This window comes from Methylomonas albis (genome assembly GCF_014850955.1).
Taxonomy (GTDB): domain Bacteria; phylum Pseudomonadota; class Gammaproteobacteria; order Methylococcales; family Methylomonadaceae; genus Methylomonas; species Methylomonas albis.
Genome location: NZ_JACXSS010000001.1, coordinates 555,097 through 569,588 on the forward strand (window position 1 = coordinate 555,097; position 14,492 = coordinate 569,588).

Annotated in this window: 17 protein-coding genes and 1 other RNA gene; 5 read left to right on the forward strand and 13 right to left on the reverse strand. The window is 55.3% G+C overall.

The genetic code is table 11. From position 1 onward, the window contains the following. Positions 1–53: 53 nt before the first annotated feature. Positions 54–1,811 (reverse strand): sensor histidine kinase, encoded by a 1,758-nt coding sequence (locus EBA_RS02630; protein ID WP_192372975.1) that lies wholly within the window; start codon positions 1,809–1,811, stop codon positions 54–56. Then, positions 1,808–2,530: a response regulator transcription factor gene (locus tag EBA_RS02635; protein ID WP_192372977.1), complete on the reverse strand. Its 723-nt coding sequence runs from the start codon at positions 2,528–2,530 to the stop codon at positions 1,808–1,810. The genes EBA_RS02630 and EBA_RS02635 overlap by 4 nt, the downstream gene beginning before the upstream one ends. 393 nt (positions 2,531–2,923) lie before the next feature. Here EBA_RS02635 and EBA_RS02640 point away from each other — a divergent pair, with 393 nt between their 5' ends. Further along, positions 2,924–3,691 (forward strand): haloacid dehalogenase type II, encoded by a 768-nt coding sequence (locus EBA_RS02640; protein ID WP_192372979.1) that lies wholly within the window; start codon positions 2,924–2,926, stop codon positions 3,689–3,691. A gap of 1 nt (position 3,692) precedes the next feature. Here the strand turns inward: EBA_RS02640 and cysN are convergent, their stop codons facing one another. The 5 genes from cysN to cysD are packed head-to-tail and all read right to left on the reverse strand — an operon-like array spanning position 3,693 to position 7,339. Then, positions 3,693–5,318, reverse strand: a complete 1,626-nt coding sequence (gene cysN / locus EBA_RS02645; RefSeq protein ID WP_192372981.1) for a sulfate adenylyltransferase subunit CysN — start codon at positions 5,316–5,318, stop codon at positions 3,693–3,695. 51 nt (positions 5,319–5,369) lie between these two features. Continuing rightward, positions 5,370–5,747 (reverse strand): type II toxin-antitoxin system death-on-curing family toxin, encoded by a 378-nt coding sequence (locus tag EBA_RS02650; protein ID WP_192372983.1) that lies wholly within the window; start codon positions 5,745–5,747, stop codon positions 5,370–5,372. A gap of 4 nt (positions 5,748–5,751) precedes the next feature. Beyond that, complete coding sequence (locus tag EBA_RS02655) at positions 5,752–5,955, reverse strand: hypothetical protein (RefSeq protein WP_192372985.1); 204 nt, start codon at positions 5,953–5,955, stop codon at positions 5,752–5,754. 19 nt (positions 5,956–5,974) lie between these two features. Next, entirely contained in the window at positions 5,975–6,394 is a 420-nt protein-coding gene (locus EBA_RS02660; protein ID WP_223146636.1) for a DUF4124 domain-containing protein, read from the reverse strand. A gap of 36 nt (positions 6,395–6,430) precedes the next feature. After that, complete coding sequence (cysD, locus tag EBA_RS02665) at positions 6,431–7,339, reverse strand: sulfate adenylyltransferase subunit CysD (protein WP_192372987.1); 909 nt, start codon at positions 7,337–7,339, stop codon at positions 6,431–6,433. Positions 7,340–7,429: 90 nt separating this feature from the next. Between cysD and EBA_RS02670 the strand changes: the two genes are divergently transcribed. Beyond that, entirely contained in the window at positions 7,430–7,852 is a 423-nt protein-coding gene (locus tag EBA_RS02670) for a hypothetical protein (protein ID WP_192372989.1), read from the forward strand. Between the two features lie 114 nt (positions 7,853–7,966). Continuing rightward, the gene (locus EBA_RS02675; RefSeq protein WP_192372990.1) at positions 7,967–9,337 is read left to right on the forward strand and encodes an O-linked N-acetylglucosamine transferase, SPINDLY family protein; all 1,371 of its coding nucleotides are present in this window, start codon (positions 7,967–7,969) and stop codon (positions 9,335–9,337) included. Here the strand turns inward: EBA_RS02675 and trxC are convergent. The 4 genes from trxC to EBA_RS02695 are packed head-to-tail and all read right to left on the reverse strand — an operon-like array spanning position 9,332 to position 12,022. Beyond that, positions 9,332–9,766, reverse strand: coding sequence for a thioredoxin TrxC (gene trxC / locus EBA_RS02680; protein WP_192372992.1), 435 nt, complete (start codon positions 9,764–9,766; stop codon positions 9,332–9,334). The two genes, EBA_RS02675 and trxC, sit on opposite strands and share 6 nt — an antisense overlap. 42 nt (positions 9,767–9,808) lie before the next feature. Then, positions 9,809–10,762: a zinc metalloprotease HtpX gene (locus EBA_RS02685; RefSeq protein WP_192372994.1), complete on the reverse strand. Its 954-nt coding sequence runs from the start codon at positions 10,760–10,762 to the stop codon at positions 9,809–9,811. A gap of 3 nt (positions 10,763–10,765) precedes the next feature. After that, a complete protein-coding gene (locus EBA_RS02690; RefSeq protein WP_192372996.1) occupies positions 10,766–11,074 on the reverse strand; it encodes a chaperone modulator CbpM in 309 nt (102 codons plus the stop codon). 3 nt (positions 11,075–11,077) lie between these two features. Further along, positions 11,078–12,022 carry a DnaJ C-terminal domain-containing protein gene (locus EBA_RS02695; protein ID WP_192372998.1) on the reverse strand — a complete coding sequence of 315 codons (945 nt, stop codon included), beginning with the start codon at positions 12,020–12,022 and terminating at the stop codon, positions 11,078–11,080. A 253-nt stretch (positions 12,023–12,275) separates the two neighbouring features. On the opposite strand from EBA_RS02695, the gene ssrA reads away from it, so the two are divergent. Further along, positions 12,276–12,674: a transfer-messenger RNA gene (gene ssrA / locus EBA_RS02700) on the forward strand. A gap of 260 nt (positions 12,675–12,934) precedes the next feature. After that, positions 12,935–13,285 (forward strand): hypothetical protein, encoded by a 351-nt coding sequence (locus tag EBA_RS02705; protein ID WP_192373000.1) that lies wholly within the window; start codon positions 12,935–12,937, stop codon positions 13,283–13,285. Positions 13,286–13,401: 116 nt separating this feature from the next. Here EBA_RS02705 and EBA_RS02710 read toward each other — a convergent pair whose 3' ends face one another. Continuing rightward, on the reverse strand, positions 13,402–14,325 hold the full coding sequence (locus EBA_RS02710; RefSeq protein ID WP_192373002.1) for a DNA-methyltransferase: 924 nt from the start codon (positions 14,323–14,325) through the stop codon (positions 13,402–13,404). Beyond that, positions 14,288–14,482: a Com family DNA-binding transcriptional regulator gene (locus EBA_RS24845; RefSeq protein WP_192373004.1), complete on the reverse strand. Its 195-nt coding sequence runs from the start codon at positions 14,480–14,482 to the stop codon at positions 14,288–14,290. The genes EBA_RS02710 and EBA_RS24845 overlap by 38 nt, the downstream gene beginning before the upstream one ends. Positions 14,483–14,492: the final 10 nt, after the last annotated feature.

Genomic DNA, 14,492 nt, shown 5'->3' on the forward strand with positions numbered 1-14,492 from the left:
CTGCGGGAATGAGGTTGGCGGGACAGGGAATCGAGTGGCCAATAACAGCATGTTTACGATTTGCCTGTGGTGGCGCGCGTGGAATCAGCTAGCGGCAAGTCGAAGCGAAATTCGCTGCCGACGCCGAGTGTGCTATCTACTTGCAAGCGGCCGCCGTGCAACTGGGCGATCTTGCCAACCACGATCAAGCCGAAACCGCCACCGTCGGCGCGGGCACGGCGGGCCAGCGGCGAGTCCCAATCGCACAAGGTGGGTAGATATTCCGGGGCGATGCCGATGCCGGTATCGCGGACGGCCACCGTTATCCGGCCGCGCGCCGGCCAGGCGTCCAGCCGCACTCGGCCGCCTTGCGGGGTGTGGCGTAACGCGTTGTCGATCAGGTTGGTGAGCAGGCGCTCGATCAGGCCTATGTCGGCGCTGACGAGAGGTAATTCCGGGCGCAGTTCGGCTTGTAAGCTGACGCCGCGCTGCTCGGCTTGCAGCCGGTATTTTTGGGCGACGTCCTGCAGCAATTCGGCCAGATTGAAGGGCTCGGGACTTAGGCTGGCGTCGTCGCATTCCAGCTTGGCCAGTTCGAACAATTCCTGCGCCAGCCGGCTGACTTTTTCGGTCTGGCGCAGCGCGGTGTCCAGAAAATGCTGTTGTTCGGTGGCCGGCAAGGTCTCGGCCTTGCGCTGCATGGTTTCCAGAAAGGCGCGTAACGCGGCCAACGGTGTGCGTAAATCGTGTGACATCGAAGCCACCAACTCGCGGCGCTCCTGGTCTTTCTGGCGTAGTTCGCCCAGTTGGCCGGCCAGTTGCGCGGCGCGGACGAAGGTGTCGGCTAGTCGGCCCAGTTCGTCGCTACGGCCGGCCAGCGAAGAGGCCGCGAAATCGCCGTTGACCGCTCGCTCGCCGGCGCCGGCCAAGGCCCGTAGCGGCCGCGACAGATTGCGGGCGATGACCACGCTGCCGGCCAGCGTCGCCAACAGGCCGAGCAGCAACACGCCGGCCGCCAGCAACAGCATATGGCGGTAGCCGGCGAAGGCATCGGTGAATTTGATTTGCAGCAATGCGGCGACGCCTTGCTCGTCGCCGGCCGCAGGCAATGCCAGTATGCGGCCGAGGTAGCGGCCTTGCGCGCTATCGACCGTGGTCGTAAGCACCCGGTTGGCGCCGCTGTTCAGCAAAGCCAGGGCCGCCTCCGGTGCCGACGCGGCCAGCAGGCGGCCGCCGTCGGCACTGAGTTCGGCCAAACCGATGTGCAGCGGCAATAGCGAGTTTTGCCGAAACCGGGCGATACGCTGGTCGTCGACGGCTTGCGCCACCGCCACCCAACCCACCGGCAGCGGCGCCGACACCGGCACCAGCGCCCATTCCTGCAAGCGGCCGTCCAACACGCCGAACCAGACCCGCGAGCGGCTGGCGTCGGTGTTTGCCAAGGCTTGCGCATACGGAAACGGTCGGCCTTGCCACTGGCCGGCGCTATCGGCAAGCACTTGATATTGCGGGTCGATAAATAAGCCGCGTTGGGCGCGGATGCGCAGCAGCAGATTTTCCAGCGCCGAGGCGATGGTGGCCGGGTCGCCGCCGGTGACGGTGCTGCGAAACCCAAAATCGGCGACCAGCAAGGCGGCCTCGCCGGCGACTCGTTCGGCGCGTTCGACCAGCAGTTGCCGAAAGGCTTGCTCGGCGTAGCGTAAGTCCTGGTCGAGCTGGCGTAGCAGGTTGTCGCGCACCGCCACATAGATGCACACCACCGTCAGCGCCTGCACGGCGACAAACAGCGCGGCGAACAACAGGGCGATGCGGCTTTGGAAGCTCAGCGTCATGCGTCGGCGGCGTCCGCTTCGGCAAACTTGTAGCCGACGCCCCACACCGTCAATATCCGCGCCGGTTTGGCCGGATCGGCTTCGATTTTGGCACGCAAGCGATTGATGTGGGAGTTGACCGTATGTTCGTAGCCGTCGTGGTTGTAGCCCCAGACTTGGTTAAGCAGCTCCAGCCGGGTAAACATGCGGCCCGGATGGCGGGCGAAGAAATGCAGTAAGTCGAATTCGCGTGCGGTCAAGGCTAGCGGCTGGCCGTCCAGCGCTACCGAACGGCTTTGGGCGTCGATTCGTAAACCGTAGGCGACCAGAACGGCATCGGCTTGAACGGCAACGGGTTCGCTCAACGCCGCCACCCGCCGCAACAGCGCGCGTACTCTAGCGACCACCTCGGCCAATGCAAACGGCTTGATGATGTAATCGTCAGCGCCCATTTCCAAACCCACCACCCGTTGCACGTCGCTGGATTTGGAACTGACGATGATGATGGGCGTATAAACCGGCCCGGCTCGCACCCGCCGGCAAATTTCCAGGCCGTCCACGCCGGGCAGCATTACGTCGAGCAGCAACAAGTCGTAATGATTGCCGGCAATCGCCGCCAGTGCGGCATGACCGTCGGCGGCGCTGTCCACCCGATAACCTTCCTCGCGCAGATTGTCTGCCAATAGCTTGGCGATGTCGGGGTCGTCTTCGACCAGGAGCAGGTGTTTAGTGGACGACATTGGCGGCAGGTTTTTTAAAAAAAACCGATTATCGGCCAAGCGGCTGCGTAAATCTAATCACGAAATTATCACGACGGCGGCATTTCGTGACAAATTCGCCTAACTTGCGGGCCGCGCGTGATAAAGATTTGACTCGGGCTGGAGGATTTGGCGATGACCGTCCATGCATAATCTGTCAGGTTCCCGAATTGCGGTTTCGTTTGCCAACGGATAGCGGTTTACATGAACAAGGCAGTAAAAAATTGGCGCTTGCTATGACATTATTGTCGCCGTTGGCCGCTGAAGTGCGGCCGGCCTGCAGTTACGGGACGGTGCTGCGCTAAACTGAGTCCGGCTGCTTGTTATGTGCCAAGCAGTCGACTTTCTTATTTTATTAGTGATTTTGGAGTTGCGATGCCAATCAACCGCCGTGAATTTCTGACCGTAACCGGCTGCGTTGCCGCCGGGATGTTATTGTCTGGAGCAGCTAGCTCCGGCGTGCCAGGCTCTGTCAAAGCGGTTGGCTTTGATGGGTTTACCGTATTCGATCCGCGGCCGATCACCGCGCTGGCGGAGGCCTTGTTTCCTGGACAAGGGCAGGCACTGGCGCAAACCTGGCGTACCCGCCAATTCGAATACACTTGGCTGCGTACTTTAATGGGCAATTACGCGGATTTTTGGCAAGTGACCAGCGAGGCGCTGGAGTTTGCCGCGCGCCAACATCAGGTGGAGATGAGTGGCGAAAAACGTGATCGCTTGCTGCAAAGCTTTTTGATGCTGGAGGCCTGGCCCGACGCCAAGGGGGCTTTGCTGGAGATGAAGGCCGCCGGACTACGCCTGGCTTTTTTATCGAATTTCACGGCAGCGATGCTGGATGCCTGTGTCAAACATGCCGGTTTGGATGGCGTGTTCGAGGAGCACCTGAGCACCGACCGGGTGCGGGCCTTCAAACCGGACCCGCGCGCCTATCAGATGGGCGTGACCGGGTTCGGCTTGCCGCGTGAACAGATCGCTTTTGCCGCCTTTGGCGGTTGGGACGCGGCTGGCGCCAAGGCCTTTGGCTATCCGACGTTCTGGGTCAACCGGCTGCAGGTGCCTTTGGAAAACCTCGGCATGGCCGCCGACGCCGGCGGCACAAGCTTACAGGAGCTAGCGGCCTTTGTATTGCCGGTCTCGGTTTGAGTTAGCGCACCACTTCCCGCTGTTTTAACGCATCGTAGATGTCGTCTACCGACTGGTTGCCGGCGTCGAAGCTTACATCGGCTTGGTCGGCTGTCAGGCCCACGCACAACGCAATCAAACCGGCTTGCTTGATGGCGTTCGCCAGGGCCGGCTCGGCTTGCTCCAGCACGCTGGCGACGTGGCCGGTGTCGAACAGGCGGCGTTCCAGACGGTAAGCCATGGTGTTAGCGTCGGCGCCGGATAGCGCGACGATGGTTGCGGTTTGGCCGAAGCGGCTGGCGCGTTCTTCCGCGCTGACCGGTGCCCATTCGTCTTTGCTGGCATCGCCGACGATCATACCGGCACCGACGGTGACGTTGCTTAGTCGGTCGATGACAATAAACGAACCGCTGGTTTTATTGCGCTTGTACGGATCGAACACCACCGGCGCATTGACAGCCAGTGTGCATAGGCCGATTTCGTTTAATTTCAACTCGTCGGCATCGTGGTGTTCCAGGGTGTTGACGTCAATCCTGTGGTGTATCGTTGCCACCGAACCGGACACGCTGCGGGTCGCCAGTTTGATCACGTATTGGCGGCCAGGCAGCATGGCTTGTTCGGTCATCCAGACAATGGTGGCTTTAAATTTATCGGCCACGCTGGGCGCCGCCTGCTGTTGGCCCAGAATCACGTCGCCACGGCTGATGTCGATTTCGTCTTCCAGTGTCAAGGTGACCGCCATAGACGCAAACGCTTGTTCCAGATCGCCGTCGAAGGTGACGATGGATTTGATTTTGCTGGTTTTGCCGGACGGCAATGCCGTGATTTGATCGCCTTTTTTGAAGACGCCGGAGGCGACCGTGCCGCAGAAACCGCGAAAATCCAGGTTGGGACGGTTGACGTATTGCACCGGGAAGCGGGCGTCGGCGAAGTTGTGGTCGTTGGCGATTTCGATGCTGTTCAGCAATTCCATCATCGGCATGCCGGTAAACCATGGCATGTTGGCGCTGGGGTTGACCACGTTATCGCCGTCCAAAGCCGACATGGGGATGAAATGCACGTCGTGCAGATCCAGGGATTTTACAAACGCCAGATAGTCGTCCTGAATCTTCCGATACGTCTCTTCGCTGTAACCCACCAAGTCCATCTTGTTGATGGCGACGATGATGTGTTTCAAGCCCAGCAAGGACGCGATGAAGCTGTGGCGTTTGGTTTGAGTTTGCACGCCGTAACGGGCGTCGATCAAAATCACCGCCAAATCGCAAGTCGAAGCGCCGGTGGCCATATTGCGGGTGTATTGCTCATGCCCTGGCGTGTCGGCGATGATGAATTTGCGGGTCGAGGTCGAAAAGTATCGGTAGGCCACGTCGATGGTGATGCCTTGCTCGCGCTCGGCCTGCAAGCCGTCCACCAGCAAGGCCAAATCGATCTTGCCGGCGCCGGTGGTACCGGACTTGACGCTATCAGCCTGCACGGCGGCCAACTGGTCTTCGTAAATCATTTTCGAGTCGTGCAGCAAGCGGCCGATCAAGGTGCTTTTGCCGTCGTCGACGTTGCCGCAGGTTAAAAATCGCAAAAGCTCTTTACGTTCGTGTTGCGCCAGATATTCGTTGATGTCGGTGCTGATGAGGTCGGATTGGTGGGACATGGGGTTCCTAAATGCCTTATTTGTAATAAAAGGTGCCGCGCTTTTAAGCGCTTACTTGCAATGCTGTTTTAATAATTCGGCTAGTTCGTCGCGACTCAATTGCCGGGTTGCCACGCTGATCACCCATTCGTAAAGCTGGGGATTGTCCATTGCCGGCTGCTTGCGATTGGCGGCCAGAAAAACCAGCATACTGGCCGCAGCGGCTCGCTTGTTACCGTCCAGAAATGGATGGTTATTGGCCAGCGAATAGCAATATTGAGCGGCGGTTTGAAAAATATCGCCCCTGTAGTGCCAAGTTTGCAGGGCTGCGCCGAGCGCCGATTCCAGCAAGGCTTCATCTCTGATGCCCTGCGTACCGCCGAAGCGTTCTATCTGTTGCCTATGTATCGTCAATGCCAAAGTTTTTGAGATGAAAAACAGTTCGGGCATGCTGTTACTGCGCTAATTTAGCAAAGGCCTCGGCGTATTGATCCATCAATTGCTCGTGAATCTTTAAGGCTTCTTCATCGTTAATTACTGTGTCGGGTAAGGATTGCTGTTGTTTCTGTTCCAAAAACAAGACGAAATCCAATACCTCTGCTTGTAGGCGAGGCTCCAGTCTGACAAGGTGTTCTTGTATCTCTTCATGTAATTGCATGAGTCACCTGTAAAAAGACTTATCGACACCACTGCTTTTCGCAGGGAATCCCGTCATTGTTGCCATCCATTTTGGTGTCCGGGCAGTTGTTTATGACGTACGTCGCCTCTTCGCACGATCTCATTTGTGAACAATAGACGCGGCCGTCGCAAACGAACTTTTGTGCATTACGCCCCGCGGAGCTGGCCGTTGGATTGTTGGTCTCTGGTTCCGGGTCGCTTTTGAAAAGGCCTTTAACTTTGTCGCTTAGTTTTGAGGAAAGCGGCTGCTCGGCTTTCACTTCCGCAAGCGGTTTTAAATCCGGTATCTTGCGATCGGCTTTGTGATCGCAAGCGGTATCGGAATAGACTACATGACCTTTTGTGTCGGTACATTTATAAATACCGGCCAAGCTAACTGCGGAGTAAAACAGGATAAACAAGCACAAGAATTTCTTCACTATTCGTGTTTCCTCATTCGCTAACAGTGCAAGTGTTCAGAAGTAACCTTCGCGTTTCTTCTGCTCCATAGACCCAGCCTGATCATGGTCGATCAAACGGCCTTGGCGCTCAGAGGTGGTGGTCAGCAACATCTCCTGGATGATTTCCGGCAAGGTGGTGGCGGTGGATTCGACCGCGCCGGTCAAGGGGTAGCAACCCAGGGTGCGGAAACGCACCATTTTCATCTCGACTTTGTCGTTGGGGCCTATCGGCATGCGCTCGTCGTCGACCATGATCAGCATGCCGTCTTTTTCGACTACCGGCCGTTCTTTGGCAAAATACAAAGGCACGATAGGGATGTTTTCCAAGTGGATGTATTGCCAAATATCCAACTCGGTCCAGTTGGACAGCGGGAACACGCGAATAGACTCGCCTTTATCGACTTTGCCGTTATAGATGTTCCAGAGTTCGGGGCGTTGGTTTTTGGGGTCCCAGCGGTGGTTTTTGTCGCGGAACGAATACACCCGCTCCTTGGCGCGAGATTTTTCCTCGTCGCGACGGGCACCACCGAAAGCGGCGTCGAACTGGTATTTGTTTAGGGCTTGTTTCAAGCCGTCGGTTTTCATCACGTCGGTGTGTTTTTTACTGCCGTGGGTGAAGGGGCCTATGCCTTGGGCAACGCCATCTTCGTTAATATGCACGATTAAATCCCAACCCAAGTCCTTGGTCAGCCGGTCGCGAAATTCGATCATTTCCCGGAATTTCCAGGTGGTATCGACATGCAGCAAAGGGAAGGGCGGTTTGCCGGGGAAGAAGGCTTTGCGGGTCAGATGCAGCATGACCGCAGAATCCTTGCCTATCGAATACAGCATCACCGGCTTCTCAAATTCCGCCGCCACTTCGCGAATGATATGGATGCTTTCTGCTTCGAGCTGTTTCAGATGGGTTAATTTATAATCGGTCATCAAATATCCGGGGCGCACGGCCATGTTTGCTGTGAAGTGTAAGCCCGCTATTTTAATGGCAAACCCCCATCGACGCTATCGGCAAAGCTTATGAGACAGATACATGGACTGGAAAAACTGCTGGAGCAACAGCCCGGCCGGCTAAATGCGCAAAAACTGGCCGAACTGTTGTTGACCGATTTGCGCCAGTGTCGTTGCAGTATTTACGGCACGATGGGCGACAACGACCGGGTGTTGCTGGCGGAGCTGGATTTGTTGCCGGACAGCCTGGAATACGAAATGTTCGATCAGCGCATCGATTTGATCGTCGCCGGTCCTATTCTGCGTGCCGATTGCGTGCCCCTAATCTATAGCCTACAAGGTGAGCAGTTCGCGATCAGCGGCCGTTGCTCGATGATCGCCAGAGTCTGCGGCGTGGATTTATATTTGCAGCGCAGCTATACCGGCGTGGTCGGCGACAGCGCGCGGCAAAAATTCGCGATTCCGCTCAAACCGTTGTTGCAAATGCGGTAGCGCTGTTCTCGGTGCCGCGATAAATCCGGTCCGACGCCGGATAAGGAGTAGTATGAGCCAAAGGACCCGCTTATCTTAGCGGGCAACGGGCAGGATGGCGGCGGAGTCGGGCGGATGAAGTTTTATGATCGCAGTCGTAGCCTTTGTGAGTGGGAGCGTGTTGAGGAATGGCGCGAGAAGATGCGCGTTAGTCTATTGGCTCAGGAAAGCAATAAAGTCTCGCCGTTTCATTTGTTGTCGCTACAGGGCGTTTCGGCCGCCGAACAGCGCTTGTGCGCCGATCTGTGGTTAAAAGACCGCATTGATGCCAGTGCTGTTGAGCGAGCTGATCTGGCGTTTAGCTACGATACCAGCAGCCGGCCCAAAATTCGTTTGGGCTATTTATCCTGCGATTTTCATGAGCATGCCACGGCTTTTCTGTTGGCCGAATTGTTCGAAGCGCATGACAGGGAGCTGTTTGAAGTGTATGCCTATTCGTACGGACCGGACGACGGCTTGGGCATGCGCCAACGGCTGTGCGAGTTTTTCGATAGCTTTGTCGATCTACAATCTCTGTCCTTATCGGAGGCGGCACAAGCCATCCACCGCGATAACATCGATATTCTGATCGATTTAAAAGGCTATACCCGCGGCACCCGCACCGAAATACTCAGCTACCGGCCGGCGCCGATCCAGGTTAATTATCTGGGTTATCCGGGCACCTTGGGTGGCGATTTCTGCGACTACATCATCACCGATCCTTACCTGACGCCGGCGGCCAGCGCAGTCGATTTCAGCGAAGCGTTTGCCTACCTGCCCGATAGCTATCAACCGCACGGCCGGGATGCTGAGATTGGTAAGCCCACCAAGCGCGCTCAGCATGGATTGGACGAACACAGCTTTGTGTTTTGCTGCTTCAATCAGGCCTACAAAATCACCCCGGACGTGTTCGATATTTGGTGCCGGTTGTTGTATAGCGTGCCGGGTAGCGTGCTGTGGCTGTTAAAAAACTCCAAAGCCAAGGGCCGGCTTAGAAACGAAGCCTATCAACGCGGCATTGCGCCGGATAGACTGATATTCGCCGATGATCGACCGCAGATCGAACACTTGGGCCGCTTGGCCTTGGCCGATTTGGTGCTGGACACCCAGCCTTACAACGCCCATACCACGGCCAGCGATGCGTTGTGGGTCGGTGTGCCGATAGTCACCTGCGTCGGCGATACCTTTGCGTCGCGGGTGGCTGGCAGTTTGCTGCATGCCATAGGTTTGCCGGAGTTGATAGCCGCCGATTTGGAAGGTTATTACGATTTGGCCCTGGAACTGGCGAGCAACCCGGAGCGGCTAGGCGAAGTCAGACAAAAGCTGGCAGCTAACCGTTTGAGCACACCGCTGTTCGATATCAAGGTGTATACCCGGCATTTGGAGGCCTTGTATAAAACCATGTGGCAGCGGCATGTCGCCGGCGATCTGCCGATAGCCATCGGCCAAACCGAGCCGCGCTTATAGTTGGCTGTTTACCCAGCGCACGATGTCTTGCGCGCTCAATGCGCCGGCTTGTCTGGCCAGTTCGCGACCGCCCTTGAACAGCATCAGGGTCGGAATGCTGCGAATGTTGTAACGGCCGCTGAGGGCTTGCTCGGCTTCCGTATCGATCTTGCCCAAGCGTATGCGGGGTTCCAAAACGTGCGCGGCCTGGGCAAAGGCCGGTGCCATCATCTTGCAGGGGCCGCACCAGTCTGCCCAAAAATCCACCAACAGCGGAATATCGTTGCGCGCCAGATGTGTTTCAAAACTTTTCGAATTCAGCGCCAAGGGATGGCCGGAGAATAATGTTTGGTGGCATTGCCCGCATGTGGGGTTTTGCGATAGACGGGCCGCTGGTAGGCGGTTGACGGCCTGGCAATGTGGGCAGACTAGGTGCAGGGATTCGCTCATTTTGTGTTCTCGAATAGGGTAGGCGAGTTTGGAATAAATTGATTACCGCCACAAACCGCCGACGCGCCAACGTGCCGGTCGGATAGTCAGCCGATGACCATAGCCCGGCGCGGCGAAGGGCTCTTGCCAAATAAGTTGCTGCCGGCTGGGGTTCAAGGCCTGTAAGCGGCGAACCCGTTCAACGGTTGGTGGATGGGTGCGCAGCCAGGAAGGTTCCGGATTTCCCCAGCCCGGCAGCAATATAGACTTCCAGCCGCCACTGACTTGTTCGATATGCGCCAAGGCCGCCGCCAATCCCAAGGGGTCGCCGGTCAGCGCCGCCGCATTCAGGTCGGCATCGTATTCGCGGATGCGCGATAAGCCCAATTGCATTAGCAAGGCCAAATGCGGCGAAAACAACAGCAGGAATAAACCCGGCCAATTGATTTGAAAGTCAATCTCGCTAAACAACAGTAACGGCAGCGACAGCACTAAAAACAACTGTCCCGTCGCGGCAAACAATGCGGTAATCCGGCTAATCGCGTCGGCCAAGCCCATCACCCGCAAATCGTTATTGGCGATATGCGCCATTTCGTGCGCCAGCACGCTGGATAGTTCCCGCGAATTAAGTTGTTTGAATAAGCCGTCGGTCAAAGCGATAGCCGATTGCTTGCGACTACCGACCGCAAAAGCATTGATTAGAGGGCTGGGAATGTAATACGGTGTCGGCGTATTCGGCAATTCGGCCCGCTCCGCCAACACTTGCAAGATCTGCCACAGCGCCGGCGCCTCTTGGGGATAAATGGGCCGGGCACGGTAAAGACTTAGCGTCAGGCGCCAGGCTGCTGCAGGTTCGAAGATCAGCGCAAACACGCCGGTTGTCAAGGCGATCCAAATGCCTTCCTCTCCAAACAACAGGCTGCCGGCCAATGTGCAGATGGCCAACAGTGCCAACATCAGCAGCGCAGTTTGCAGTCGATTCAGCCAACTATGACGATGCCATGTGATGCTGTGCATAGGCTACTCCAGGCCTGCCCGATACAAGCGGCGGCGCAATTCGTCGATCTCTTCCTGCATATCGGCGACCAGTGCGGCCAGCTCCGGCACCGCTTCGAAATTGCGTTCCAAGCTGACGATGCGGCGGACGCGTACCAAATGCGCGCTGGAAAAACGCCATTCGCTCTGCTGCTGCGGTAGCGGGTTAAGCAAACCTTCTTCAATATGTTTGGCAACCCATTCCGGCTCAACCGCGCAGATTGCCGCCAGTTGCTGTAAAGTCAGGCCGCTGTCTTCCAGAACGGCGTCTATCAGGTTCTCGGCTGATGGCATGCTTTAACTCCTGTGCTGAGCGCGCGGATCGAAAGCCAGCTCGCGCGCCATGGTTTCGTACAGTTCTCGGGCTTTTGGCGCGCTGGCTGGTGGCAATATCACCTGAATATCCAGCAGCAAATCGCCGGGCGTGGCACTGGGAATGCCCTTGCTGCGCAGTCGCAATTGCTGGCCGCTTTGCGTGCCTTCCGGGATGCGCACTTTTAAGCCGGTATCGAATAGATGGACTGGAACCATCGCGCCCAGCGCCGCTTCCCAAGGGGTTAACGGCAGGCTCATGTGCAAATTGCTGCCGTCTACCCGCAAACGCGGGTGTGGATTGAAATGTACTTCTAGCAACAAGTCGCCGGGTTTGCCGTTGCCCATGCCCGGCGCGCCCTGCCCGGCCAAGCGAATAATCTGGCCTTCGTAGACGCCCTTGGGGATTTTTACGTTCAAGGTGCGGGTATCCAAAACCACATGGCCGCCGGCATCCATACGCGGCACTCGCAAGCTGATTTGTCTGGCTGCGCCGTTAAAGGCGTCAGCAATATCCAGCAAGACTTTGGCGTGATGATCCTCGCCTTGAGCATGAAACCCGGCTTGGCTTTCAAATGGCCCGCCGCGCGCTCGGCCCGCGCCCATCTTGCCGAATAATTGGCTGAAAAAGTCGCCGAAGTCGGCGGTGTCGGTGCTGGAAAACTCAAAACCCGCATCCCAGTTCGGTGGTGGATGAAACTCTTGACCCGGTTGATAGCCGCGTCCCAACTGGTCGTAAGCCGCGCGTTTTTCGGTGTCGGATAGCACGGCATAGGCTTCGTTAAGTTCCTTCATGCGGGTCTCTGCATCCGATTCCTTGGAAATGTCCGGATGATATTTGCGCGCCAGCTTGCGGTAGGCTTTTTTGATGTCGGCTAGCACTGCGTCACGATTGACGCCGAGAATCTGGTAGTAATCTTTATATTGCACGCAGGGGCTCCTGTTGATGCTAGGTCGAGGGCTTGGGCGTTATGGTTGCTGCTGATTTATAGCGGATAGCGCAGGCTTATTCAAACGATAAAATGCCGCAGACAAACGCTTCAGTGTTTTGGTCGCAGGTTCTGCCGAGTGTTGGATTGCTTGGCTTTGGTCGCGACTCGGCGCATCCAGGAATAATTGACTGCCACCCCATATTGAGTATTGCTGACAATTATTTTAGCGATTTGCTAAAATAAGGACTCTTGGGGGCGACATGGCTTCGACGTGGGTAGCAAAACCTCAGGTGCATGCCGAGCACAGTACAGCTCGTAAAACCTACTGAAAAAAAGTATTCGCAAATGACGAAAACTACTCAGTGGCCTTAGCAGCTTAAAACCTGCACCACTTCTCTGACCAGATGTACTTATGCGTCTGGAGTTCCTTTCGTGCCCCTCGGGGTATAAAGGGGGCGCTCAGGGATCATATTACATAAGATCGCGCCAGGGCTTAGTTCGGAGCCTGAATCGCTAAATCCAATCGAAATCGCTGTTGATCCTCTTGGCCCGACGGGTAGTCAACAGTTAAATCAAAAGCGCGGGATAAGCATGTAGAGCTTGTGGCGGAGTGCTTGCGGACGCGGGTTCAATTCCCGCCGCCTCCACCAAGTAACCTATTGAAAAATAAAGAAATGTCTATTTATTTTTCGAAACATTGGCGGTAAAGTGGCGTTTACTGATTGCAGTAAACGCCATTAATTGGCATATCTAGAATTATCAGCACCTTTCCCAATCGTTGATCTGTTGAATGTTTGACGATAAATTTAGGCACAACCTAAATTCATAACGAAAAATCTGTGCAAAAACCGCGCAGGCGAGGAGGAGTGATTTTTTGTCATGTCCGCTTTGATTTGTTTAAGGATTTTTAATGCATATCTTTAGTAGATCTATTTTTCTTCTCGCGGCTGTAATTTCCGCTCCTTATGCTTACGCAGCTGATAATTCAATGAAAGTTATCGGCGTAACAGACTTCAAATTTACCCTTAGAGACAAACCGGCTGTATCAATCAATTTTGGCGAGAGCGATACAAACCATTGCAGTGCAACAGTTCAGCGTTCAAAAGTAAAACAGGGATACGCTGCATCATCAGCGAAACGCAGTAACACAGACTTTTCTATTGAATGTAATTGGGACGGCGATTATTTTGTCGAGTCATCAAACCACCTCACCTTCACCGACTTGTCGATTGTTACGCTAGATAAAAATAGCAAAACCTAATCCATCCTGGTTTCGTTCAAACTCGTTGGATTACCATCAAATAAATACCTGGAACGGCACGACGTGGTTGTGCCGATATCGGAAAAAAACTTCAAAAATCTCACCATGAAATAACATCAAGCCGACAACCGGGTAACTGCACTGGCAAACTCAGCATGACCCATCTCACAACCTACAAAGCGGCGTCCCAATTCCAGGCACGCCAACACCGTAGACCCTGAACCGACAAAAGTATCAAGCACCACATCGCCTGGACTGGAGCTTGCCGAAACGATATGCCGCATCAAATCCAAGGGTTTCTCGCACGGATGCTTACCCGGATACCACTGAACCGGCTTGAAGTCCCACACGTTTGTAAACGGCACGTCCTTAGTTACTGCGAAATGCCGCTGCTGTAGTTTGATGGCTTTGTACTCGGAAAACAGTTCATCGTAGGGCTTAAGCCTGGTGCCGAACATCGCATTCATCGTGTCGTAATGTGCGCGGCTCGGCATGCTCCATTGCGATCGATCAAACCAATGGCCAGACATCTGACACCCGCACGCCTGATCGATTTGTTTACGTGATACGCCAGACGTCTGCCTAGTCTGATCAAGGTGTAACCTGATAGGCTCGAAAGCAAACGGCAAGCGCTTGCGGCTTTCGGCGAAGATGATGTGCTCTGTTTGCGGAAAATAACGACGCAATGACTCCTTATGGCAGCCATTGTGCCGACCGCTGGGCTTACGCCAGACGATATGGTTCAGAATACGGAAATGCTTTGCTACAGCCAATTCAACTTGTGTAGCCAAATGTGGTCCGGCGAATAAATACATAGAACCGGCCGGCTTCAACACCCTGTGGTACTCGACCAGCACGGTATCCAGCCAGGCAAAAAACTCGGTTGGATTGCGCCATTGGTTATCCCAGGCGTTGTCTTTTACTTTGTAATACGGCGGATCTGTTGCGATCAGATCGACAGAGTCGGTTGCCAGATCAGACAACAGACTCAATGCATCGACGTTATAAAGATTGATTGATTCCCTTTGATATTTCTCCACGAGTGCCTCTTTGACAATGACACTCGCGGTGTTCTGGAATGGGGCTCGAGGCCCTAATGACGTTTAAGGTTTTACAGCGCGGACACTTGATAGAGATCTCCCGATAATCCGCTTCTGCTAACTTTCTTTCACATTTACCGCATTTCAAAATTTCCATAATTCCTGGC

Bases quoted from the DNA above. Each gene is read 5' to 3' on its own strand.
- EBA_RS02675 (WP_192372990.1), top strand. From the start codon at position 7,967: ATGAAGTTTTATGATCGCAGTCGTAGCCTTTGTGAGTGGGAGCGTGTT.
- EBA_RS02655 (WP_192372985.1), bottom strand. From the start codon at position 5,955: ATGCAATTACATGAAGAGATACAAGAACACCTTGTCAGACTGGAGCCT.
- trxC (WP_192372992.1), bottom strand. From the start codon at position 9,766: ATGAGCGAATCCCTGCACCTAGTCTGCCCACATTGCCAGGCCGTCAAC.
- EBA_RS02685 (WP_192372994.1), bottom strand. From the start codon at position 10,762: ATGCACAGCATCACATGGCATCGTCATAGTTGGCTGAATCGACTGCAA.
- EBA_RS02670 (WP_192372989.1), top strand. From the start codon at position 7,430: ATGAGACAGATACATGGACTGGAAAAACTGCTGGAGCAACAGCCCGGC.
- EBA_RS02650 (WP_192372983.1), bottom strand. From the start codon at position 5,747: ATGCCCGAACTGTTTTTCATCTCAAAAACTTTGGCATTGACGATACAT.
- EBA_RS02705 (WP_192373000.1), top strand. From the start codon at position 12,935: ATGCATATCTTTAGTAGATCTATTTTTCTTCTCGCGGCTGTAATTTCC.
- cysD (WP_192372987.1), bottom strand. From the start codon at position 7,339: ATGACCGATTATAAATTAACCCATCTGAAACAGCTCGAAGCAGAAAGC.
- EBA_RS02640 (WP_192372979.1), top strand. From the start codon at position 2,924: ATGCCAATCAACCGCCGTGAATTTCTGACCGTAACCGGCTGCGTTGCC.
- cysN (WP_192372981.1), bottom strand. From the start codon at position 5,318: ATGTCCCACCAATCCGACCTCATCAGCACCGACATCAACGAATATCTG.
- EBA_RS02635 (WP_192372977.1), bottom strand. From the start codon at position 2,530: ATGTCGTCCACTAAACACCTGCTCCTGGTCGAAGACGACCCCGACATC.
- EBA_RS02690 (WP_192372996.1), bottom strand. From the start codon at position 11,074: ATGCCATCAGCCGAGAACCTGATAGACGCCGTTCTGGAAGACAGCGGC.
- EBA_RS24845 (WP_192373004.1), bottom strand. From the start codon at position 14,482: ATGGAAATTTTGAAATGCGGTAAATGTGAAAGAAAGTTAGCAGAAGCG.
- EBA_RS02630 (WP_192372975.1), bottom strand. From the start codon at position 1,811: ATGACGCTGAGCTTCCAAAGCCGCATCGCCCTGTTGTTCGCCGCGCTG.